This is a genomic window from Prevotella sp. kh1p2 (assembly GCF_900111525.1).
In the GTDB taxonomy this organism is placed as follows: Bacteria; Bacteroidota; Bacteroidia; order Bacteroidales; family Bacteroidaceae; genus Prevotella.
In genome coordinates, this window is sequence record NZ_FOHY01000018.1 from 50,918 (window position 1) to 71,945 (window position 21,028).

Here is a 21,028-nt window from a genome sequence, read left to right on the forward strand (position 1 = left end):
TCTTCTTACCTTCCTTAACTTCCCGGAAAATCATCCCTTCAGCTTAACCGAAAGTTTGTCTAACATGTCGCGGGTCATGGCGTCCAGGTCGTAGACAGGGGCCCAGTCCCACTCGCGGCGGGCGCAGCTGTCGTCCATGCAGTCGGGCCAACTCTCGGCAATACACTGCTTGAGCGGGTCCACATCGTACACCATCTCGAACTCGGGTTTGTACTTCCGGATGGCCTGATACACCGTTTCGGGGCCAAAGCTCATGGAAGCAATGTTGAAACCGTTGCGGTGCACGAGCCTTGAAGGGTCGGCCTCCATGAGCTGGATGGCGGCCTTGAGGGCGTCGGGCATGTAAATCATGTCCATGCGTGTGCCCTCCTTGATGGGGCAGACGAACCTCTCGCCGCGCACGGCGTAGTAGTAGATGTCTACTGCATAGTCGGTGGTGCCGCCTCCGGGAGGCGTAACGTAGGAGATAACTCCCGGGAACCGCACCGAGCGAGTGTCCACTCCGTACTTCAGGTTGTAGTAGTCGCTCAGCAGTTCGGTGGTTACCTTCGTCACGCCGTACATGGTGCGGGGCCGCTGAATGGTGTCCTGCGGCGTCAGCTCGTGCGGGGTGGTGGGGCCGAAGGAGCCGATGGAGCTCGGCGTAAATACGGCGCAGCCGTTTTCGCGGGCCACTTCGAGGATGTTCCACAGCCCGTCTATGCCTATCCTCCAGGCCAGCCGGGGCTTTGACTCTGCCACAACGGAGAGCAGGGCAGCCAGGTTGTAGATGGTGTCGATGTGGTACCGCTTCACTACCGAGGCTATCAGCTCGCCGTCGGTCACGTCGGCCAGTTCGGCCGGGCCGGCATCACGCAGTTCTCCTTGTGGCTCGGCACCTTTGATGTAGCCTGCCACAACGTGTTCGTTACCGTAAGTTTTCCTCAATTCTCTTGTCAGTTCGGAACCTATCTGTCCCGTAGAACCGATTACCAAGACATTTTTCATGCTTATACTTAAAGTCTTTATTTGAAGTGCAAAATAAGCAAATAATTCTCATAAACAGTCAACTGATGGCCGGAAAGTTTGCTTTTTGCCCCCGGTTTTATAAAAAATAACACAAGAAGCGGCCCCATATCGCGAAAATTGAGTTACTTTGCGGTTACGAAACATTAAATGTCTAATAACATGTACGGAAAGATTAAACAACATTTAGGGAACAAGTTGGCCGAGCTGAAAGAGGCCGGACTGTACAAGGAAGAGCGCATCATCGAGAGCCCACAGGGCGCATCTATCCAGGTAAAAGGCAAAGAAGTGCTCAACTTCTGTGCCAACAACTATTTAGGACTCTCCAATCATCCCCGCCTCATTGAGGGAGCAAAGCAGATGATGGACCGCCGCGGCTTCGGCATGTCGTCGGTTCGCTTCATCTGCGGCACACAGGACATCCACAAGGAGCTGGAAGCCGCCATCTCCGAATACTTCCACACCGAGGACACCATCCTCTATGCAGCCTGCTTCGATGCCAACGGCGGCCTCTTCGGAGCCTTCCTCACGGAGGAGGATGCCATCATATCAGATGCGCTGAACCATGCCAGCATTATCGATGGTGTGCGCCTCTGCAAGGCTAAACGCTACCGTTACGCCAACGCCGACATGGCCGAACTGGAGCAGTGCCTTATCGAGGCACGCGACCAACGCTTCCGTATCATCTGCACCGACGGCGTGTTCTCCATGGACGGAAACGTGGCCCCGATGGACAAGATTTGCGATCTGGCCGAACAGTACGATGCCCTCGTGATGGTTGACGAGAGCCACTCGGCCGGCGTTGTGGGCGCTACGGGCCACGGAGTGAGCGAACTGTGCAACACGTACGACCGCGTCGACATCTACACAGGCACCCTCGGCAAGTCGTTCGGCGGTGCTCTCGGCGGCTTCACCACCGGCCGCAAGGAAATCATAGACATGCTCCGCCAGAGCTCGCGGCCTTATCTGTTCTCCAACTCGCTGGCACCCTCCATCATCGGAGCCAGCCTCGAAGTGTTCAAGATGCTCAAGGAAGACAACTCACTGCATGACAAACTGGTGGAAAACGTTAACTACTTCCGCAACAGCATGCTCAATGCAGGCTTCGACATCAAGCCCACGCAGAGCGCCATCTGTGCCGTCATGCTGTACGATGCGCCCCTGTCGCAGGAGTATGCCAACCGTCTTTTGGAAGAAGGAATATACGTTACGGGCTTCTACTACCCCGTAGTGCCCAAGGGACAGGCACGTATCCGCGTGCAGATAAGCGCTGCCCACACGCGCGAACAGCTCGACCGCTGCATCGCTGCCTTCGTTAAGGTGGGCAAGGAGCTCGGAGTACTCAAATAGTTCGTATGCAATAACACATAGGCCGCTAAGCAGTTAGAACTTGGCGGCCTTTTTATCAGCCCGCAACGTCACCCTTTTCTTAGCCCCCGCATCCCCTTATGATTACCCTGATACTTTTCTACGCGTTCCTTTTCCTGCTGTGTTTGCATGTCAGCCGCAAAAAAGGAGTGCCCTTGTTGCTGATGGTTTTCAGCCTCGTGCCTTTCGCCATAGCCCCCCTGTTGCTGTTTATGAGCATCTTCTTCTTCGACAATCCGAGCGTAGAGTGGTATGCCTGGCTTGCTTTTGCGGGCATTAATGGCTATTCACTTCTTATCTTGGTGGGCGCTTATTGCTCCGTCCGGCTCTACGGCAAGGGCCATCGCCGCTGGGCCTGGGCGCTTCCAACGGTCTTCCATGTCATTAACATCACGTTCTTAGGCTATTTGTTTCTGTCTTGAAGGTATCTTCGCTGAACTTTCGACACTTGTCAAACGATCGTGCGACAAGTGTCGAATAATCGTGCGACAAGTGTCGAAAGTTCCCGAAGCATAGCTTCAGCATTTTTAAATGAGTGGTGCACGAAGGCCGGTTGATGCCTTCGCGGCGCCTTATCGGAGCTCGTCGAGCATCTGTGCCAGCGTTTCGATGTCGTCGCTGGTAGTGGCCCAGCTCGTTACGAAGCGGCACTCGAAGGCGTCCTTGCCGCAGGGCGCCCAGTGAGTGAACTGCACCCGCTGCTCCAGTTGCCTCACCTTGTCGTTTGGCAGGATGACGAACTGCTGGTTGGTGGGCGAGTTGATGCTGAACCGATAGCCGCGGTCGGCGAACAGCTGCTTCATTCGGGCGGCCATGCGGATGGCATGGCGCGAGATTTCGAGATAGATGCCGTCGGTGAAAAGGGCGTCGAACTGCAGCCCGATGAGCCGACCTTTGGCCATGAGGGCACCGTGTTGCTTCACAATAGTGAAGAAGTGGCGGGGCTCGTCGGCCGCCGTCGGGAATACGACAGCTTCGCCGCAGAGCGCTCCCACCTTGGTTCCGCCGATGTAGAAGGCGTTGCAGTGGGCGGCAATGAAGGGCAAATCGACGTTGGTTCCTTCTGCAGCAAGGCCGTAACCCATGCGTGCACCGTCGATGAAGAGCTTGAGGCTGTACTGCCGGCAGACGCTGTAGATGTCGTTAATCTCGCTGGCCGAGTAGATGGTTCCGTACTCGGTGGGGAACGTGATGTAAACCATTGCAGGCTGGGCCAGGTGCTCCGTGCTCTCGTCATGTACAAACCAGTCCATGTAGTCGGCCAGTTCCGAGGCCTTCATCTTGCCCTCGTGGGCGGGCAGGGCTATTACCTTGTGGCCCGTAAACTCAACGGCGCCGGCCTCGTGCACGTTGATGTGGCCCGTCTCGGCACTGATAACGGCCTCGTGGTGGGCCAGCATGCCGTCTATCACGGTCATGTTCGTTTGCGTTCCTCCGCTCAAGAAGTAGATGTGGGCGTCAGGAGCAGCGCAGGCCCGGCGTATCTTCTCCTTGGCAGCATCGCTCCACTCGTCGGCCCCGTAGGTAAGGCTCTGCTTGCCGTTGGTCTCCATCAGATGTTCCAATACCTTGGGGTGCGCCCCGTTGTTGTAGTCACTCTCAAATGAAATCATAACAAAAATATCTCTTATCTCTTATCTATTATCTCTTATCTTTTATCTTTTATCTCATTCACCCACGCCGCTATGTCGGCCATTACCTCCGTTGCCATCGTCTCCTCTATCTTGTAATACTCGTCGGCTCCGCCCGTTGTGCAGTGCTGGAAGAGGTGGTTCAGGCCCTCGTACTCCTTGATGAGGTTCAGCTTGTTGCCGCTCTGCTGCAGCTCGCGGATAGCTTTCAGGTTGCTGCCGGGCAGTACCTGGTGGTCTTTGCTGCCGTTTACGGCCATGAGCGGTATGCTTACCCGGCTGATGTAGACTGCCGGGTCGCAGTCGATGAAGTAGTTCATCCATGCGTCCTGCGGTTTAGAAGCCAGTTCGCTGCGCAGGTTCTGCACGCTCTGTGTGGCAGGCCGGCCGTACAGTTGCAGGTTGGCATTGACCTGCTCGGCCAGCAACGTGTCGCCTTTGATGCCCGGTCCGGCCATACTTACGATGAAGTCGGCCGCACGCTCGGCACCTAACATGAACGCGATGAGGCCTCCCTCGCTGTGACCGAGCACTCCCACGGGGCCAAACTGCCTGCGTTGGCGGAGGTAGTTGAGGCCTGCCTTGGCATCGTCGGCAAAACCTTGCGAGGTTGTTCCTGTAAAGGTACCGGTAGATTGGCCTACGCCGCGGTCGTCGTAACGGAGCGATGCGATGCCGTTGCGGGCCAGATAGTCGGCCAGAACGAGAAAAGGCTTGTGGCCGAACACTCCCTCGGTGCGTGTCTGCGGGCCGCTGCCGGTAACCATCAGCACCACGGGCACGCGCTTGCCGGCCTTGTATCCAACGGGCAAAGTGAGCGTTCCGGCCAGCGTGGCGTTGGCTGCGGGGTTGCTGAAGGTTACTTCCTCGGTGGCGTAAGGGTAGGGTGCTTTCGGCTCCTGCGGGCGGACAGGTGCTGCAGCCTTGCCCGGTTTCAGCTCAAAGGGCAGCGTGACGGGACCTTGACGGAACGTGCCGCGGATGGTCTGATTGGTCAGTTTGCCGGCGTAAGACATGCCGATGGCCGGTACCTGCAGGCTCACGGAGTCGGCCGAGAGGTGGAGCAGCTGCGCCGGAATGCCCTGTGCGCCCTGTGCGGGCACGTCGATGGTGCACTGGTTGTTGCCGTCCTGGCTCTTCGAGAAGTTGAAAATCATCTCCAGTTGCTGTGGTCCGGCGTCGAGATTTCCTTTCCATGAGCCGGTTATCTCTTGTGCGTGGGCTGTTCCCACGGATGTTATCATCAGTATAGCAATAATCAGTTGTTTCATAGGGTGGTAGGTGTTAGGGAATTGGGTGATAGGTGATGGGTGTAGGGTGATGATGAGTGGAAGTTTTGGGTGATAGGTGATGGGTGTTGGGTGATGATGAGTGGACTTGTAGGTTGGTGGGTTCTCAATCGAAACAAAGAACCCACCAAAAGCCCACAGCAGGCATTAAAGCTCCCCTCCTTCGGAGGGGTAGGGGGAGGTTAGCACCCTCTTGAGCACCACCTGTGCACTTATCTCACGGTTGGCAGCCTCGGGGATGACGAGCGAACGGCTGCTCTCAATGACATCATCGGTAACGATGAGGCCGCGGCGAACGGGCAGACAGTGCATGAAATAGGCGTTATGGGTCCAGCTCATGTGCTCGCTGTCGATGGTCCACGAGCGGTCCTGGCTCAATATCTGCCCGTAGTCGGCCTTGTTCTTCACACCCGGACAGCTCCAGTTCTTGGCGTACACGAAGTCTGCACCTTCCAGAGCTTTGCGCTGGTCGTACTCCACGCGGGCGTTGCCCACGAACTTCGGGTCGAGTTCATAGCCCTCGGGGTGCGTGATAACGAAGTCAACGTCGGCTGCATTCATCCACTGCGCAAAGCTGTTTGGCACCGCCTGGGGCAGCGCCCGGCAGTGGGGAGCCCAGGTGAGCACCACCTTTGGGCGTGCCGATGCAGCCGGGTCGCGGTGCTCGCTGATGGTGATGAGGTCGGCAAAGGCCTGCAACGGGTGCACCGTAGCTGTCTCCATAGCCACCACGGGCTTGCCGCTGTACTTCACGAACTGGTTCACGATGGTCTCCGCATAGTCGAAGTCGCGGTCCTCGAGGCCTGCAAACGAGCGCACGGCGATGATGTCGCAGTAGCATCCCATTACCGGAATGGCCTCCAGCAGGTGCTCGCTCTTGTCGCCGTCCATGATGACGCCGCGCTCCGTCTCCAGCTTCCAGGCGCCCGCATTCACATCCAGCACGATAACGTTCATGCCCAGGTTCATGGCTGCCTTCTGCGTGCTGAGCCGCGTGCGCAGGCTGTTGTTGAAGAAAATCATCAACAGCGTCTTGTTTTCTCCCAAGCTGCGGTAGGCAAAACGGTTGCGTTTCACCTCCTCGGCTTCGTGCAGTGCCTGGTTCAGGTCACCGATGTCTGCTACATTAAAGAATGTTCTCATATCATTGTTTGTTTGATGTTTCGGTTCCATTTGCCCCCGTGGGGGCCGGTGGGTGCTACCTTATCTGGCCTTGCCCTGTAATGAGCCACTTGTAGGTGGTGAGCTCTTCGAGCGCCATAGGGCCGCGGGGGCCCAGCTTCTGGGTGCTGATGCCGATTTCGGCACCCATCCCGAACTGCGCTCCATCTGTGAAGCTGGTGGGCGCGTTGACGTAAACGCAGGCGGCATCGACCTCACGCTGGAAGCGTAGTGCATGGCTTTCGTCCTCGGTAATGATGCTTTCGCTGTGCCCGGAGCCGTACTGCGCGATGTGTGCCAGTGCCTCGTCGAGCGATGCCACCGTCTTGATGGCGAGCTTGTAGTCCATGAATTCGGTGCCGTAAGTTGCCGCATCGGCATGCTGCAGCAGGTTGGCAGGATATTCGTTCGCCAGCACTTCGAAGGCCGGAGGGTCGGCATAGAGGCGCACCGAGTGGCTCATGAGCGGCCGGCAGAGTGCAGGCAAGTGGGCCAACTGTTGCCGGTGGATGATGAGACAGTCAAGAGCATTGCACACGCTGGGCCTCCGTGTCTTGGCATTGTTGATGATGCGGCTGCCCATCTCCGTATCTCCGTATTCGTCGAAGTAGGTGTTCACCACGCCTGCTCCCGTCTCGATGACCGGCACCCGGGCGTTATCGCGGACAAAGCGGATGAGCTTTTGTCCGCCCCGCGGTATGCAGAGGTCTATGTACCCCGTAGCTCCAAGCATGGCGGCTGTGGCTTCGTGCGTCGAAGGAAGTAGCGTTACCGCGGCCGGGTCAATGCTGTTGCGGCGCAGTACGTCGTGTATCAGCTCCACTTCGGCACGGTTCGACTCGTCAGCATCATGCCCGCCTTTGAGTATGCAGGCGTTTCCGCTCTTGATGCAGAGGGCGAACACGTCGAAAGTAACATTGGGTCGGGCCTCGTAGATGATGCCTACAACGCCGAAGGGCACGCTGACGCGCTGCAGCCGGAGCCCGTTCTCGAGCGTGGATTGCTTGAGTATTCGGCCCAGGGGGGAAGGTAATGTGGCCACGTGGCGCATGTCGGCCGCGATGTCCGACAGTCTCCGGGCCGTTAGCTTGAGCCGGTCGTAGAGCGGATTGTCGGCCTCCATGCGGCTCAGGTCGCGCCGGTTGGCCTCCAGCAGCTGCTCTCGGCGGGCCGTGATGGCATCGGCCACGGCGCCGAGAATGGCGTTGCGGCGGTCGTCGGTCAGTGCGGCAAGCTGTCTGGTGGCTGCCTTGGCGTTGCTGAAAGTTTGCAGGTAAGACATGTGGTGTTGTTTTACGTTCTCGGTGCAGGAATGAATTCGGTGTGCGGAGTGGCCTCCGGATGCTCGGCCAGGCGTATGAGTATCTCCGGTGCATGGCCGTTGGCAATGATTACTCTGATGCCTTCGGCGGCTGCCTTGGCTGCCGTATGGCATTTGGAAGCCATACCTCCGCGGCCCAGGCTGCTCTTCTCGTCGCTCACGTACCGGCTTACGTCGTGGCCATAGGCTACCGTCGGGATGAGATGTGCCTGCGGATTGCCGGGCATGCCGTCGTAGATGCCGTCTACATTGGTGAGCAGCACCAGCGCCTCGGCACCCATCATGTGGGCCACGAGGCCAGAGAGTTCGTCGTTATCGGTAAACATCAGCTCGGTAATGCACACCGTGTCGTTCTCGTTCACGATAGGCAGCACGCCGTTGCGGAGCATCACCTCCATGCAGTTCTGCTGGTTGCGGTATTGCTCCCGGGCACTGAAGTTCTCCTTCATCGTGAGAACCTGGCCCACGTGAACGGCGTACTCGCGGAACAGGTTGTAGTAAAGACCGATGAGCTTTACCTGCCCGAGCGAGGAAAACAGCTGCCGCTGCTCCGCATTGTCCAGCCCTCGGGCAACGCGTAATTCGTCTCTTCCGGCCGCAACTGCGCCCGATGTAACCAGTATGACCTCGTACTCGTGGCGGCGGAGCCATACCGTCTGGTCGACGATAGCCGAGAGTCGGGTGATGTCGAGCTTGCCGTCATCGCGCGTGAGCACGTTGCTGCCCACCTTTACTACTATGCGTTTCATGTCCTGAGTATCTCCTTACGCTTTACTGCTGTTGCCTAAGCCTTGGCTTCACTGTCCTTTTCGCGTATCTCCACGCGGCGAATCTTGCCGCTGATGGTCTTGGGCAGCTCGTCCACGAACTCGATGACGCGCGGATACTTGTAAGGAGCGGTCTCGTGCTTCACGTGGTTCTGCAGCTCCTTGATGAGCGCATCGCCCTGCTTGTCCTTCCATTCGGCGGCCAGGACGACGGTGGCCTTCACCACCATACCGCGCACCTCATCGGGCACGCCGGTAACGGCGCACTCCACGACGGCGGGATGCGTCATGAGCGCACTTTCCACCTCGAAGGGGCCGATGCGGTAACCGGAGCTCTTGATAACGTCGTCGGCGCGGCCCACGAACCAGTAGTAGCCGTCTTCATCGCGCCAGGCGAGGTCGCCGGTGTGGTAGATGCCGTGGTTCCAGGCCTTCTGCGTGAGCTCCTCGTCGCGGTAGTAGCCCTTGAAGAGGCCAAGAGGCTTCCTGTCGCCCACGTGCACGCAAATCTCTCCTTTTTCTCCGTCTTCGCACGGAGTGCCGTCGGGCTTGAGCAGACAGATGTCGTACTGCGGGTTGGGTTTGCCCATGCTGCCCGGCTTGGGCTCCGTCCAGGGGAAGGAACCCAGCGTCATCGTGGTTTCCGTTTGGCCGAAGCCTTCCATCATCTTGATGCCGGTAAGGTCGTAGAACTTCTTGTACACGGCCGGTTCCAGCGCCTCTCCGGCCGTGGTGCAGTAACGTAGGGCCGAGAGGTCGTATCTGGAGAAGTCCTCCTGTATCATGAAGCGGTAGATGGTTGGCGGCGCGCAGAAGGACGTGATGCGGTATTTCTCCATGGCGCGCATAATCTTTTCGGCCGTAAACTTCTCGTGGTCGTACACGAAGACGGTAGCTCCGGCGAACCACTGGCCGTAGAGTTTGCCCCACACAGCCTTGCCCCAGCCCGTGTCGGCCACGGTAAGATGGATGCTGTTCTCGTCCAGATTGTGCCAGAAAACACCCGTGGTGAGGTGTCCCAGGGCGTAGAGATGGTCGTGAGCCACCATCTTCGGCTCGCCGCTTGTGCCGCTTGTAAAGTACATGAGCATGGTATCTTCGTTCGTGTTCACGTGCTCGGGGCGGTGGAACCGGGGTGCCTGGGGCCACTCCTTGTGCCAGTCGTGGAAGCCCTGGGGCACGGGCTTGTCGCCCTCTACCAAGGAGTTAACGGCAATGAGGGTGCGAACGGTGGGGCTCTCGGCCATCGCTTCCTGTATCTGCGAGGTCACGTAGCTGTCGTTGCAGCACACGATGGCCTTGATGCTTGCCCGCTGGTTGCGGTACGCAATGTCCTTGGCGGTGAGCATGTGGGTAGCGGGAATGGCCACGGCGCCTATCTTGCACAGGGCCAGCATGGACAACCACCACTGGTAGTGGCGCTTGAGGATGAGCATCACCTTGTCGTCGTGCCCTATGCCCAGGCTCTGGAAGTAGGCTGCGGTGCGGTCGGTCTGCTCCTTGAGGTCGGCGAACGTGGCGCGCACCTCTTCGCCCCGTTCGCTCGTCCAGAGCAAGGCGAGCTTGTCGGGTTTCTCCTCCGCCCAGGCGTCCATTACGTCGTAAGCGAAGTTGAAGTTCTCGGGTATGATGAAATGCAGGTGCTCCTTGAAGTCTTCCTCCGAAGAGAAGTGAGTCTGCTTGAGAAATCTTTCTATCATGTTGTATTGCTTTTTAAAGTTCATATTGTGTTTCCTGCGCCCCCGCAGATTGCCTCCGCGGCCTCTGCAGGCCGTTGGTAATTTCTTTACCGCATAGTGGTAATGCCTCTACATGATGCTGGTAATGCCTCTACATGATGCTGGTAATGCCTTTACCAGATAGTGGTAATGCCTTTACCAGATATTGGTAACGGGTTGGTAAAATGCCTGACGGGCGGTTGGAGCATGGCTTTGAGGCCTATATAACTACGCAGAGGAACCGGCACTGCTCGTTGCCGATGGCGCGCATGCAGTGCTGCTCGGAGGAGTCGAAGTAGATGCTGTCGCCGGGGTTGAGGGTGATGACCTTCTCGCCGATGGTGATTTCGAGCACGCCTTGCAGGATAACGTCGAACTCCTGGCCCTCGTGCGCGTTCTTGCTGTGGTTCTCGTCGCCTGGCAGCGGGTCTACCGTAACGAGGTAGGGGTCAACTTTGCGGCGCCTGAAGCCGCTGGCCAGGCTCTGGTACTTGTAGTCCTTGCGGCGGTTCACGCTCAGTCCCTGCCCCTTGCGGGTCACGAAGTAGGCGCTCATGCGCGGCTCCTCGCCAAAGAGCAGCACGTTGAGGTCTATGCCGTAGCGCTTGGCTATCTTCGAGAGACGGTACACGCCGGGGTCGGCATCGCCGTCTTCTATCTTCCTGTAGTGTTCCAATGTAACCTCGCAAAGCTCCGCCACTTCGGCTTCGGGGATGTCGAGTACCTCGCGCAAGCCCTTCAGTCGCTGTCCTATTTGCTTTAATGTTTCTTCTGCCATTATATGTTCATTTGATTAATTCGAGTCAAAAGTACGAAAAAACTTTCATATTCAGCCCGCCGGCTTTCGTTTTCTTTCGCCCTTGGGTGATAAAACGCAAAAAGTTGCACACTGTTTTTTAGAGTGTGCAACCTTTTGAGCTGTTTTCGTGTTAATCTGTTATTGCAGCCCTGCCTTGAGCCCCCGTATCACGGCGCTGGTAAATCCGGCGTGCTCCATCTCGTTGAGTCCCTTGATGGTAAGGCCTCCGGGAGTGGTTACCTTGTCGATTTCGGCCTCGGGATGGCTGCCCGTTTGCAGCAGTAAGTCAACCGCTCCCTTGACCGTTTGCAGCACAATATCCTTGGCAACGTCGGCCTTGAAGCCCAGCTCCACGCCCCCTTCGGCCGCTGCCCTGATGTAACGCATGGCGTAGGCTATGCCGCATCCGGCCATCATGGTGCCCGCCGGCAGCAGCCGCTCGTCAACAATCATGGCCCGGCCCAGGTCGTTGAAGATGGCTGCCACGGCCTCTGTCTGCTGCGGGGTGGCATGGCAGGGGGCGATGAAGGTCATGGACGATTTTACTGCTATGGCCGTGTTGGGGATGACTTGATGCAGGCAGGGCTTTCCCGTGCCCTTATCGAGCCACTTGAAGAGCTGCTCGGAGGGGACCGAAGCTGCCAGGTTGAGTATCGACTGGCGGCTGTAGTCGAGCCCGGATTTTATCTCCTCGATGACCGGCTGCACCAGCCAGGGCTTTACGACGATGGCAATGAAGTCGGCATCGGCCACGGCCTGCCGGTTGTCGGTTATCGTGGAGGCGCCCATGTCGGCCAGGCGCCGGAGCTTGTCGGCATGAGGATTGGCCACGATGACGTCTTGCGGCGCGAATACAGTGCCCCTGATGAGGCCTTGGGCGAGGGCTCCGCCCATGGCGCCGGCCCCTATAATGGCTATTTTCATAAGTCGGAGAGTACGTTGTTGAGTCGGTTGATGAAGTCGTCGGCTTCTGTCTTGGTCAGGCAGAGCGGCGGCAGAACGCGCAGCATGTTGGTCGATGCGCTGCCCGTAAAGCAGTGTTCGTTGTAGATGAGCTTGGCACGAACGTCCTTCTGCGGCACGTCGAGCACGATGCCTATCATGAGTCCGCGGCCGCGAACCTCAAGTATGTGGGGCTGGGTGAGCTGCAGCTCGCGGAGCCGGGCTATGAGGTATTCGCCCGTTTCGCGTGCGTTTTCCACCAAATGTTCCTCTTCGAACACGTCGAGAACGGCCAAGGCAGCCGCACAGGCCAGGTGGTTGCCGCCGAAGGTGGTGCCCAGCTGGCCGTAAACGGGCCTGAACCGGGGCGATATGAGCACGCCTGCCATCGGGAAGCCGTTGCCTATGCCCTTGGCTACTGATATGAGGTCGGGGCGAATACCGAGCCACTGGTGGGCGAAGAACCTGCCGCTGCGGCCGTATCCACACTGTATCTCGTCGCAGATGAGCACGGCTCCGTACTGCTTGCAGGCGGCCTGCAGGCCCTGTGCAAACTCGGGTGTGGCCATGTTGATGCCGCCAACGCCCTGGATGCACTCCAGTATGCAGGCGCACACATCGCCTTTGGCGAGCTCCTGCTCCCATGCCTCAAGGTCGTTCATGGGCAGGAACGTGACGTGGTTGTTATCGTTCACGGGGGCAATAATCTTGGGATTGTCGGTTGCCTCGACAGCTAACGACGTGCGGCCGTGGAACGATTTGGCCACTGCCAGTATGCGCTTGCGGCCGTTGTAGAACGAGGCGAGCTTCAGACAGTTCTCGTTGGCCTCGGCTCCGGAGTTGATGAGAAACAGCTGGTAGTCGTCGTAGCCGCTGATGGAGCCCAGCCTTTGGGCCAGTTCACGTTGCAGATTGTTGATTACGGAGTTGCTGTAAAAGGGCAGCTTGCCGAGCTGCGCGGTCAGCATCTCAACGTAGTGCGGGTGGCAGTGGCCGATGCTGATGACGGCGTGGCCGCCATAGAGGTCGAGATACTCTTGCCCCTTGTCGTCCCACACCTTGCATCCCCGGCCTTTGACGATGTTGACATCGAAGAGCGGATATACGTTAAATAATTCCATGTTGATACCTCCCCCGACCCCTCCGAAGGAGGGGAGTGCCTCGCGGGGGCGCGTTTCTTGCGGGCACTGCTTGCTTGTTTGTTGTTTAATGCTTGTTTTTACTTTGCTGAATGGCTGCTTCCGTCACTCCGCTTTTTGTGAGGAGAGCCGGCTGGTCTGCTTTTGTCTTTTCCCTGTTCATCCGCTTCTACTTGTCATCCCCTCCTCTGCCTCCCCTTTCTAAGGGGAGGATACCGGTTTGCTTTGTGACAAGGAGAAGGCAGAGTCCTTATATATAATAAGGAGAAAGCAAAAAGGCGAAGCCGAAAAAGCAGACAAAGAGCCGCCAGGCACCCCCCTCCTTCGGAGGGGCCGGGGGAGGTTTTAGAACGCACTCGCCTTGAGTCTGAGCCCTTCCCGCTCGTCAATGCAGAACATGATGTTCATGTTCTGCACCGCCTGACCTACCGCTCCTTTGAGCAGATTGTCGATGCAGGAGGTTACGAGCAACTTGTCGGCGAACTTGTCGCAGTGCACCAGCGCCTTGTTCGTGTTGACTACCTGCTTCAAATCGAGCGGTTTGTCAACGTAGTGAGTGAAGGCCGCCGAGCTGTAAAACCGCCTGTAAGCCTCCGTGATGTCGTCGATATTGGCATCGGTGCGCACCACCTCGGTGGCAAAAATGCCGCGGGCGAAGTCGCCCCGATAAGGAATGAAGTCGATGGAAGCCTCCAGATGGCCTTGCACCTGGCAGAGGCTCTGCCTGATTTCGGGCACATGCTGGTGACTGAAAGCCTTGTAAATGCTCATGTTGTTGTTGCGCCAGGAGAAGTGAGTGGTTGCTCCGGGCTTCTGTCCGGCACCGGTAGAGCCCGTAATGGCATTCACCGACACGTCGCGGTCGATGATTCCCATGGCCGCGGCAGGCAGCAGTCCCAGTTCTATGCACGTGGCAAAGCAGCCCGGATTGGCCACATGGCGGGCCTTGGCTATCAGCTCCCGGTTGATTTCTGGCAGCCCGTAGACGAAGTCGTTGCCATCGGCAGCAAGGCGGAAGTCCTGTGCCAGGTCTATTATCTTTACGTTATCGGGCAGCTCGTGGCTCTGCATGAACTCCCTGCTCTTGCCGTGGCCGAAGCAGAAAAACACCACATCGACCTCATGGAAGGGCATTTCGGCGGTAAAGTGCAGGTCGGTCTCGCCGTATAAACCTTCGTGTACGTCGGTCAGCAGGTTGCCGGCATTGCTCTCGGAGTTTACGAATACGATTTCTGCCTGCCCGTGGTTGAGCAGCAGACGGATGAGTTCGCCCGCCGTGTAGCCGGCTCCGCCCAGGATTCCAATCCTTATCATGTCAGTATTTAGGCATTATCAGCCACAACAGCAGGTAGACCAGGATGCCCGGGAAGGCAGCACTGCCGATGGAGAGCACCACGTAGGTAATCCGTACCAGCGTGGGGTCGACGTCAAAGTACTCTGCTATGCCGCCGCAAACTCCACCTATCCACACATCTGTTGATGACCTTTTCAGTTTCTTGTAATTGCTCATTTCAGTCTTCTTTTAAGTCCTTTTACCCGTTAGACGCCCTCCAGACCTTAAAAGTTGCATCCCTCTTTTAATCTTCCCCAGCAGCAATCACCCCCTCCTTCGGAGGGGGCAAGGGGGAGGTTCTACCTCTCCTCCCCCTTATGAATGCCGTAGTACACGCGCAGCGGGGTAGAAGTAACCTTGATGAAGCCCTTGGCCTCCTCTGCCGTCCAGCCGTGTTGCATCTCTCCGTACTCACCTAACTTGGACTTGGTGAGGTCGTCGGGCGAGTCTACTCCCACGGTTTGGAAGCCGTAGGGGCGCAGTTTCAGGATGGCGGTGCCGTTCACGTGGCGCTGCGAACTGGCCATCATGGCCTCCATATCGGGCATGACGGGCTCCAGATATTGGCTCTCGTGCAGGAACATGCCGTACCAGTTGGCCACCTGGTCCTTCCAGTATTGCTGCCATTTGCTGAGCGTGCTCTTCTCCAAAAGCCTGTGGGCTTCGATGATAAGCATAGGAGCAGCGGCCTCGAAGCCCACGCGTCCCTTGATGCCTATAATGGTGTCGCCCACGTTGCAGTCGCGACCGATGGCGTAGGCGGCGCCTATCTGCTCAATCTTCTGTATGGCCGCAACCTTGTCGTCGAATGTTTTGCCGTTAACGGCAGCAATCTCTCCCTTCTCGAAAGTTATCCTCAGCTCGCTCTCATCCTGCCGGGTAACATGCTTGAGATAGGCCTCCTCGGGCAGTCCCTGCGTGGGGTTGAGCAGCTCGCCGCCACAGATACTGGTGCCCCAGATGCCCACGTTGTAGCTGTACTTTAGCTTCTTGAAGTCGGCCTCGAAGCCATGAGCGTTCAGATAGTCGACTTCCTCCTGCCGTGAGAGTGCGTGGTCGCGGGTCAGGGTGATGATTTCAACGCCCGGTGCCATGACCAGGAAGGTCATGTCGAAGCGTATCTGGTCGTTGCCTGCGCCCGTTGAGCCGTGTGCGATGGCATCGGCACCAATCTCGTTGGCGTAGCGCGCGATGGCGATAGCCTGGAAGATACGCTCGCTGGAGACCGAGATGGGGTAGCAGTTGTTGCGCAGCACGTTGCCGAAAATCATGTACTTCAGGCTCTTCTCGTAGTATTCCTGCGTCACGTCGAGCGTTACGTACTTCACTGCCCCCAACTTGTAGGCGTTCTCCTCGTTGGCTTTGAGCTGCCGGGGACTGAACCCGCCCGTGTTGGCACAGGCTGCGTACACGTTCCACCCATCCTGCGCGAGCTTCATGACGGTATAAGAAGTGTCCAGACCGCCCGAATACGCCACCACTACCGACTTCTTGGAGCCGGCGTGTGAGCCCACTTCCGGCCCCTCACCGGTGAGGGGTGTTGCGGCTGTCTGGCCGCATGGCGTTGCCTGCCCACTGTTTGTTCCTGTTAAATTCTTCGCCTTTGTTTCCATCATTCTGTATTCTTGTTTATCTTTGATTTCATGTATTTTCCGCTTTGTCTCGCCTATTGCCCGCGCCATGCCAGCCGTTCAGTCTTCATGAGTCTATGCTCCCCTCCCTCGGGAGAGGCTGAGCTGGGCCCTCAATCCTCCTTATCCGCTCCAATACGTCTTTGGGTAACTTGGCCGGCAGATGCTCCTCGGGGTCGTAGAGCATGGCGGTGCAGATGCAGTAACGGCGGTTGGTGCGGTGCAGCACGTCAACGTTGATGCAGCCCTCGCAGCCCCGCCAGAAGGCTTCATCGTCCGTCAGGTCGCTGAAAGTGACCGGATGGTAGCCCAGCTGCGTGTTCATCTTCATGACTGCCGAGCCGCTGGTGAGCGAGAATATCTTGGCATGAGGCCAGCGGGTGCGGGCAAGCGTGAAGGTGAGGTCTTTGATGCGCTTGGATATGCCGCGGCCTCTGAAGTCGGGATGCACGATGAGTCCCGATGTGGTTACATAGTGTTTGTTGCCCCAGGTCTCAATGTAGCTGAAGCCGGCGAACCGCTCTCCCTCGAGCGCTATTACCGCTTTGGCCTCGCGCATCTTGGTAGCAAGGTACTCGTGGGTGCGCTTGGCTATGCCGGTACCGCGCACTTTGGCGGCCTCGGCCATGGTTTGCAGGATGGTGTCGACGTATTTCTCATGCGACTGGTCGGCCACCATCACGCTTATTTCTTCCATTTTCTGACTTTCTATTTTATCTGCGGGACGGCCAGACCGAGCGCCTGGAGCAGCCCGGACTTGGAGGCACCCTCCCTGATGACGATGAAGATGGTGTCGTCACCGGCTATTGTGCCCAGTATCTCGGGTATGGTACTGTTGTCGATGTCGTAGGCTATGGAGCTGGCATAGCCCGGGCGGGTCTTGATAACGCACATGTTGCCGGAGAAGTTGACCGACACGAAGCCCGGCGAGCGGAGCATCTCGGTGGCCGTTTGGGGTTTGGAGACGCGCTTGTACATGGTTTCGTTGGGCAGTACGTACACGTACTTGCCGTTCATGCTGGCAGCTTTAGCCACCTTGAGTTGCTTCATGTCGCGGCTCAGTGTGGCCTGCGTGAGCGTGAAACCTTCCTTGGCCAGCTCTTTCAGCACTTCGTCCTGGCTGCCCATCTCCTTGCTCGAGATGAGCATCTTCAGGGCTTCCATCCTCTGGTTCTTTATCTTCATGCGGGTGAATTTTTATTCGTTAGCGATTGCAAAAGTAGGTATTATTTATGCAACTGCCAAATATAAAAGTATATTTTTGTGTTTTTAATGGTATATTTTTCCGTTTTCTTTCCTCCTGAGTGATATTTATGCAACTTCGGGCGGATGTTAACCGTTATCCTTTATGACCCGAAACGGGTGGCCGAAGACGTGCGCCGAGGGTGTTGAAGGCATGCTTCGGGAACTTTCGACAAGTGTCGCACGATTGTTTGACACTTGTCGCACATGAATTCGACAAGTGTCAAAAGTTCCCGAAACTATCTTTCGAGACTTCAAGTCGTGTATCCATGTACAAAAATCAATGGATACATAACTTGCTTTATTCTAAATTCGTAGAACTTTAATATATCGTCACGGATTTATAAATTGGAATTTACCTACCGAAAGAGGTTTACTTGTAAACATCTAAGCTAAATTATTTCTTTTGAAATTGTTCTGCTCTCAGATATTTCGTGACGATTCTACTCTTTCATTTAGTATTTCGCACAAGTCCTTTGGTTTAATCGTCAAGCCATCTGCGGGGAGAGCTTCTTGTGAACCAGTCACACTCATGTTGAGGTGACGAACGGTATGCCCAGCCTTGCCAGCATCTTCAAATTTTTGTAACTCCACGTTTCTTTTGTATTGTATGCCAATCAACTTTGTTTTTCCCCTTGCTGTTCCAACTTCCGTGACAAAGAAATATTCTACATCAGCAAAGTGAACTTCATAAGTCTTTAAACCACTGTTCATGATGATGCCATTGTCAGTAATCACATAATATGGTGTATGATTTATTCTTTCTTTTAATACAAGCCATAGCACGAAGAGTCCGCCAATGCCGAAAAATAAAGTACTTAGCCATGCTACAATACCGTCATTACCGGAAAAAATGATATATATGCCGAGGGCAGCAAACCCCAAACTGACTGCAATGAGCAATCCGCTTTTCCAAAGAGAATGATAAACTTTGATAGTTTCCATAAATTCCGATTTATAAGACTGTTGCGGTTTGACTATTACTTATTCTTTATTGTTACTGTAGCAATGTACTCTGTACTCTCATCAGTGCCTATCTTTGGGTCGGCAATACTGAATTCGCCACCCGTGACGTTCATGAAATGGCAGATGGAAATTCCCAAGTCTATCTTCTGTACATCCCAAGTAGCACTGCTACGATTGGCAGACGAATGCTTCAGATAGAAATGGTAGGCATTACCATCCTTGACAACACGGCATGGCTGGCGGTTGGCAGCAGATGGTGCCCATCTTACAGCATCAAGGGCATCGTCATAATCTGATGCACTCAATGGTGTGGAGAAGGTTTTGTCGAAAAACAGTTCAGACGGTTCCAGTCGCTCATCGCCGTGTACGGTTGCACGTAGCTTGATGTCCGCCTCGGCTCGTTCTGTAGCCGGATAGCCCAGCGAGGTGACGGTGGGCATCAGTTCGCCATCCGCAGTTTCAGCTGCCTGCTCGAACAACTCGCGTTTCATCGTACCGCGAATCCACGTGGTACCAATGCCAAGAGACCACGCATAGAGCACAAACTGCTCGAAAGAATAGCCGAAAGCCTCTTCACAATGGGCCACCATCGGAACTTTACCTGCTACGTACAGATGCTCTCCATTAATTACGGGACTTGAAAGCCCATGCTCCTTTGCATCAAGAAACACGAAGCTCACGGAAATGCCATACGGATTGGTGATGGTTGCCGCATAGTCTGAGAGTTTCTTCACGTCTTCTTCACTCAGCGGTCGCCCGTCAAAAGTGCGAACGCTCTTCCTTGTTCTAATCAGTTCTATCATATTCATGCCAGTCAGTATTTGTAATTGTAGTATGGGGTTATCCGTTGGCACGAATGATGTCGGCCACGGTTACATGCTCGTTTCTGAACCGTAGTGTACCTGCCTCCATTGGCATGTGGATAGCCGTCTTCGGACAGTTGTGCAGACAGGCATAGCATACTTCGCAATGGTCGGAGAACTTCACTCCATCCTTGTCACGGTGATATTATTAGCCGGACAGACCTTGGCGTAGGGTTTGCCGCTGCTTAGCTGTCGCTGCGGGCAAAGATGCGGAGAATGTAGAGGAACAGGTTGATGAAGTCGAGATAGAGGTTCAGCGCACCGAAGAGGGCAATCTTCTGTGCGCCCTCGCCCATGTCGGTCTGCATGGCCAGCATGCGCTTGATGGACTGCGTGTCCCAGGCAGTAAGCCCAACGAACACTGCCACGCCGATGTAGCTTATCACCAGGTCGAACATCGTGCTCTTGATAAGGAACACGTTGACTACTGTGGCAATGATGACGCCTATGAGCAGCATCATCAGCAGGCTGCCCAAGCGGGTGAGGTCGCGGTGTGTAAAATAGCCGTAGGCGGCCGTTGCGCCGAATGTTCCGGCCGTTATGAAGAACACCTTGGCTATGGTGCCGAGCTGGAAAGCCAGGAACACCGACGACAACACGACTCCGTTGAGGACTGAGTAGAGGATAAACAGCAACGTGGCTGTTTGGAGTGACAACTTGTCAAGTCGTGCTGTAATCCACATCACCAGCGCTATCTCGGCCACAAAGAGTCCTATCACCACAGCCTTGCTGCTGTAGATGGTGCTCACAAGGCCCGGCGAAGCGGCTACGCCGTAGGCCGTTACGGCCGTGATAAGCAGGGCCAGCGTCATCCATACATACACTTTGCGCATCAAGGCCGGAAAAGCCATGGACAAAGAGCCTTCTTTCTCCCTGATCATTCTTTCTAATTCGTTTACTTCCATATTCTTTCTTGTTTTGTTTGTTTCACTCTGCAAGACCGTGCCGGCGGGTGGGTTGGCGGCTTGCCAACCTGTTTCAGCAGCGCGGCATGTCGTTTGCAAATATAGTGCTTAATAATCGTATCAGCAAAAGGAATGCCAATTTTTTAGGTTATTTGACTCCGGCGGCCGGCCGTTTTTTCAGCCCGGCGGCGCTGTCTTTTCTCTTCGGGCGTTGTTGCTGCATGTCCGCTCTCTTCCTGCATCCCCATTATATAATAAGGAGAAGAAATGTCTGGAGTCCTATTTTTGTAAATTTAGCGGAAAAGTTTGCGTGTTTTTGAATTTTTCCTTTTATTTTGTTTGGCTGTTACTGTTTTTTGTTCTACCTTTGCATCCGCTTTCGGGTAATCCCGTAGGCCATCAAAAGAGTTCTTTGAAACGATTTACATAGACAGAAAAGTAGTACGAGAAGCGGGCGCTTTTTCTATTTATATCAATAGGTAGTGAAGCGTCCGGGTAAAAGAAACGAACCGTTCAATTCATATATTGAAAAGACTTCTTGAAGAGAATAGACGGACATCCGAGAACAGACAGACCTTTTCCGTGCCTTTCGTGGCATGGGAATAGAATTCATATTTTACAATGGAGAGTTTGATCCTGGCTCAGGATGAACGCTGGCTACAGGCTTAACACATGCAAGTCGAGGGGCATCATGCGGGTTGCTTGCAACCTGTGATGGCGACCGGCGGATGGGTGAGTAACGCGTATCCAACCTTCCCTTAACCGGGGCATAACCTGCCGAAAGGCAGACTAATTCCCCATGCACTCCACAGACGGCATCAGACGCGGAGTAAAGGCAACGGTTATGGATGGGGATGCGTCCGATTAGCTTGACGGCGGGGCAACGGCCCACCGTGGCTACGATCGGTAGGGGTTCTGAGAGGAAGGTCCCCCACATTGGAACTGAGA

At 55.8% G+C, this 21,028-nt stretch carries 21 protein-coding genes and 1 rRNA gene; 3 read left to right on the plus strand and 19 right to left on the minus strand.

What is annotated here, in order from left to right; translation table 11 throughout:
- Positions 1–30: 30 nt before the first annotated feature.
- On the minus strand, positions 31–987 hold the full coding sequence (locus BMW31_RS10730; RefSeq protein ID WP_091825513.1) for an NAD-dependent epimerase/dehydratase family protein: 957 nt from the start codon (positions 985–987) through the stop codon (positions 31–33).
- A gap of 180 nt (positions 988–1,167) precedes the next feature.
- On the opposite strand from BMW31_RS10730, the gene kbl reads away from it, so the two are divergent.
- Together kbl and BMW31_RS10740 are read left to right on the plus strand one after the other, a co-directional pair.
- Positions 1,168–2,355: a glycine C-acetyltransferase gene (gene kbl / locus BMW31_RS10735; RefSeq protein WP_091825516.1), complete on the plus strand. Its 1,188-nt coding sequence runs from the start codon at positions 1,168–1,170 to the stop codon at positions 2,353–2,355.
- Positions 2,356–2,453: 98 nt separating this feature from the next.
- Positions 2,454–2,795 (plus strand): hypothetical protein, encoded by a 342-nt coding sequence (locus tag BMW31_RS10740; protein WP_091825519.1) that lies wholly within the window; start codon positions 2,454–2,456, stop codon positions 2,793–2,795.
- A gap of 150 nt (positions 2,796–2,945) precedes the next feature.
- On the opposite strand, the gene BMW31_RS10745 is transcribed toward BMW31_RS10740, so the two are convergent.
- From BMW31_RS10745 to BMW31_RS10825, 18 genes are all read right to left on the minus strand, one after another.
- On the minus strand, positions 2,946–3,986 hold the full coding sequence (locus tag BMW31_RS10745; RefSeq protein WP_091825524.1) for a threonine aldolase family protein: 1,041 nt from the start codon (positions 3,984–3,986) through the stop codon (positions 2,946–2,948).
- Positions 3,987–4,021: 35 nt separating this feature from the next.
- On the minus strand, positions 4,022–5,275 hold the full coding sequence (locus tag BMW31_RS10750) for an alpha/beta hydrolase family protein (RefSeq protein ID WP_091825526.1): 1,254 nt from the start codon (positions 5,273–5,275) through the stop codon (positions 4,022–4,024).
- Between the two features lie 165 nt (positions 5,276–5,440).
- Positions 5,441–6,436: a Rossmann-fold NAD(P)-binding domain-containing protein gene (locus BMW31_RS10755; RefSeq protein WP_091825588.1), complete on the minus strand. Its 996-nt coding sequence runs from the start codon at positions 6,434–6,436 to the stop codon at positions 5,441–5,443.
- Between the two features lie 55 nt (positions 6,437–6,491).
- Positions 6,492–7,736, minus strand: coding sequence for a glutamate-5-semialdehyde dehydrogenase (locus BMW31_RS10760; RefSeq protein ID WP_091825529.1), 1,245 nt, complete (start codon positions 7,734–7,736; stop codon positions 6,492–6,494).
- Between the two features lie 11 nt (positions 7,737–7,747).
- A complete protein-coding gene (gene proB, locus BMW31_RS10765; RefSeq protein WP_091825533.1) occupies positions 7,748–8,524 on the minus strand; it encodes a glutamate 5-kinase in 777 nt (258 codons plus the stop codon).
- 35 nt (positions 8,525–8,559) lie between these two features.
- Positions 8,560–10,242: an AMP-binding protein gene (locus BMW31_RS10770; RefSeq protein ID WP_091825591.1), complete on the minus strand. Its 1,683-nt coding sequence runs from the start codon at positions 10,240–10,242 to the stop codon at positions 8,560–8,562.
- A gap of 238 nt (positions 10,243–10,480) precedes the next feature.
- Entirely contained in the window at positions 10,481–11,038 is a 558-nt protein-coding gene (locus BMW31_RS10775; protein ID WP_091825538.1) for a helix-turn-helix domain-containing protein, read from the minus strand.
- Between the two features lie 159 nt (positions 11,039–11,197).
- Positions 11,198–11,983 (minus strand): pyrroline-5-carboxylate reductase family protein, encoded by a 786-nt coding sequence (locus BMW31_RS10780; RefSeq protein ID WP_091825541.1) that lies wholly within the window; start codon positions 11,981–11,983, stop codon positions 11,198–11,200.
- Positions 11,980–13,122: an aspartate aminotransferase family protein gene (locus BMW31_RS10785; RefSeq protein WP_091825545.1), complete on the minus strand. Its 1,143-nt coding sequence runs from the start codon at positions 13,120–13,122 to the stop codon at positions 11,980–11,982. Before BMW31_RS10785 ends, BMW31_RS10780 begins: the two co-directional genes overlap by 4 nt.
- A 363-nt stretch (positions 13,123–13,485) precedes the next feature.
- Positions 13,486–14,454 (minus strand): N-acetyl-gamma-glutamyl-phosphate reductase, encoded by a 969-nt coding sequence (argC, locus tag BMW31_RS10790; RefSeq protein ID WP_091825548.1) that lies wholly within the window; start codon positions 14,452–14,454, stop codon positions 13,486–13,488.
- A gap of 1 nt (position 14,455) precedes the next feature.
- Complete coding sequence (locus BMW31_RS10795) at positions 14,456–14,650, minus strand: PspC domain-containing protein (protein ID WP_091825553.1); 195 nt, start codon at positions 14,648–14,650, stop codon at positions 14,456–14,458.
- Positions 14,651–14,772: 122 nt separating this feature from the next.
- A complete protein-coding gene (locus tag BMW31_RS10800; protein ID WP_255404943.1) occupies positions 14,773–16,089 on the minus strand; it encodes an argininosuccinate synthase in 1,317 nt (438 codons plus the stop codon).
- Between the two features lie 82 nt (positions 16,090–16,171).
- The gene (locus tag BMW31_RS10805) at positions 16,172–16,801 is read right to left on the minus strand and encodes a GNAT family N-acetyltransferase (RefSeq protein ID WP_091825557.1); all 630 of its coding nucleotides are present in this window, start codon (positions 16,799–16,801) and stop codon (positions 16,172–16,174) included.
- An 11-nt stretch (positions 16,802–16,812) separates the two neighbouring features.
- Positions 16,813–17,289 carry an arginine repressor gene (gene argR / locus BMW31_RS10810; protein ID WP_091825561.1) on the minus strand — a complete coding sequence of 159 codons (477 nt, stop codon included), beginning with the start codon at positions 17,287–17,289 and terminating at the stop codon, positions 16,813–16,815.
- Positions 17,290–17,769: 480 nt separating this feature from the next.
- Complete coding sequence (locus tag BMW31_RS10815; protein WP_091825564.1) at positions 17,770–18,291, minus strand: STM3941 family protein; 522 nt, start codon at positions 18,289–18,291, stop codon at positions 17,770–17,772.
- Positions 18,292–18,326: 35 nt separating this feature from the next.
- Complete coding sequence (locus BMW31_RS10820) at positions 18,327–19,121, minus strand: nitroreductase family protein (protein ID WP_091825568.1); 795 nt, start codon at positions 19,119–19,121, stop codon at positions 18,327–18,329.
- 31 nt (positions 19,122–19,152) lie between these two features.
- The gene (locus tag BMW31_RS13500; RefSeq protein ID WP_177166313.1) at positions 19,153–19,299 is read right to left on the minus strand and encodes a hypothetical protein; all 147 of its coding nucleotides are present in this window, start codon (positions 19,297–19,299) and stop codon (positions 19,153–19,155) included.
- Between the two features lie 61 nt (positions 19,300–19,360).
- The gene (locus BMW31_RS10825; protein ID WP_091825571.1) at positions 19,361–20,080 is read right to left on the minus strand and encodes a Bax inhibitor-1/YccA family protein; all 720 of its coding nucleotides are present in this window, start codon (positions 20,078–20,080) and stop codon (positions 19,361–19,363) included.
- Positions 20,081–20,698: 618 nt separating this feature from the next.
- Here BMW31_RS10825 and BMW31_RS10830 point away from each other — a divergent pair.
- A 16S ribosomal RNA gene (locus BMW31_RS10830) occupies positions 20,699–21,028 on the plus strand; the annotation flags it as partial.

What these genes read in the sequence shown, in the direction of transcription:
- BMW31_RS10730 (WP_091825513.1), bottom strand. Translation starts at nt 987, where the DNA reads ATGAAAAATGTCTTGGTAATCGGTTCTACGGGACAGATAGGTTCCGAA.
- kbl (WP_091825516.1), top strand. Translation starts at nt 1,168, where the DNA reads ATGTACGGAAAGATTAAACAACATTTAGGGAACAAGTTGGCCGAGCTG.
- BMW31_RS10740 (WP_091825519.1), top strand. Translation starts at nt 2,454, where the DNA reads ATGATTACCCTGATACTTTTCTACGCGTTCCTTTTCCTGCTGTGTTTG.
- BMW31_RS10745 (WP_091825524.1), bottom strand. Translation starts at nt 3,986, where the DNA reads ATGATTTCATTTGAGAGTGACTACAACAACGGGGCGCACCCCAAGGTA.
- BMW31_RS10750 (WP_091825526.1), bottom strand. Translation starts at nt 5,275, where the DNA reads ATGAAACAACTGATTATTGCTATACTGATGATAACATCCGTGGGAACA.
- BMW31_RS10755 (WP_091825588.1), bottom strand. Translation starts at nt 6,436, where the DNA reads ATGAGAACATTCTTTAATGTAGCAGACATCGGTGACCTGAACCAGGCA.
- BMW31_RS10760 (WP_091825529.1), bottom strand. Translation starts at nt 7,736, where the DNA reads ATGTCTTACCTGCAAACTTTCAGCAACGCCAAGGCAGCCACCAGACAG.
- proB (WP_091825533.1), bottom strand. Translation starts at nt 8,524, where the DNA reads ATGAAACGCATAGTAGTAAAGGTGGGCAGCAACGTGCTCACGCGCGAT.
- BMW31_RS10770 (WP_091825591.1), bottom strand. Translation starts at nt 10,242, where the DNA reads ATGATAGAAAGATTTCTCAAGCAGACTCACTTCTCTTCGGAGGAAGAC.
- BMW31_RS10775 (WP_091825538.1), bottom strand. Translation starts at nt 11,038, where the DNA reads ATGGCAGAAGAAACATTAAAGCAAATAGGACAGCGACTGAAGGGCTTG.
- BMW31_RS10780 (WP_091825541.1), bottom strand. Translation starts at nt 11,983, where the DNA reads ATGAAAATAGCCATTATAGGGGCCGGCGCCATGGGCGGAGCCCTCGCC.
- BMW31_RS10785 (WP_091825545.1), bottom strand. Translation starts at nt 13,122, where the DNA reads ATGGAATTATTTAACGTATATCCGCTCTTCGATGTCAACATCGTCAAA.
- argC (WP_091825548.1), bottom strand. Translation starts at nt 14,454, where the DNA reads ATGATAAGGATTGGAATCCTGGGCGGAGCCGGCTACACGGCGGGCGAA.
- BMW31_RS10795 (WP_091825553.1), bottom strand. Translation starts at nt 14,650, where the DNA reads ATGAGCAATTACAAGAAACTGAAAAGGTCATCAACAGATGTGTGGATA.
- BMW31_RS10800 (WP_255404943.1), bottom strand. Translation starts at nt 16,089, where the DNA reads ATGATGGAAACAAAGGCGAAGAATTTAACAGGAACAAACAGTGGGCAG.
- BMW31_RS10805 (WP_091825557.1), bottom strand. Translation starts at nt 16,801, where the DNA reads ATGGAAGAAATAAGCGTGATGGTGGCCGACCAGTCGCATGAGAAATAC.
- argR (WP_091825561.1), bottom strand. Translation starts at nt 17,289, where the DNA reads ATGAAGATAAAGAACCAGAGGATGGAAGCCCTGAAGATGCTCATCTCG.
- BMW31_RS10815 (WP_091825564.1), bottom strand. Translation starts at nt 18,291, where the DNA reads ATGGAAACTATCAAAGTTTATCATTCTCTTTGGAAAAGCGGATTGCTC.
- BMW31_RS10820 (WP_091825568.1), bottom strand. Translation starts at nt 19,121, where the DNA reads ATGAATATGATAGAACTGATTAGAACAAGGAAGAGCGTTCGCACTTTT.
- BMW31_RS10825 (WP_091825571.1), bottom strand. Translation starts at nt 20,080, where the DNA reads ATGGAAGTAAACGAATTAGAAAGAATGATCAGGGAGAAAGAAGGCTCT.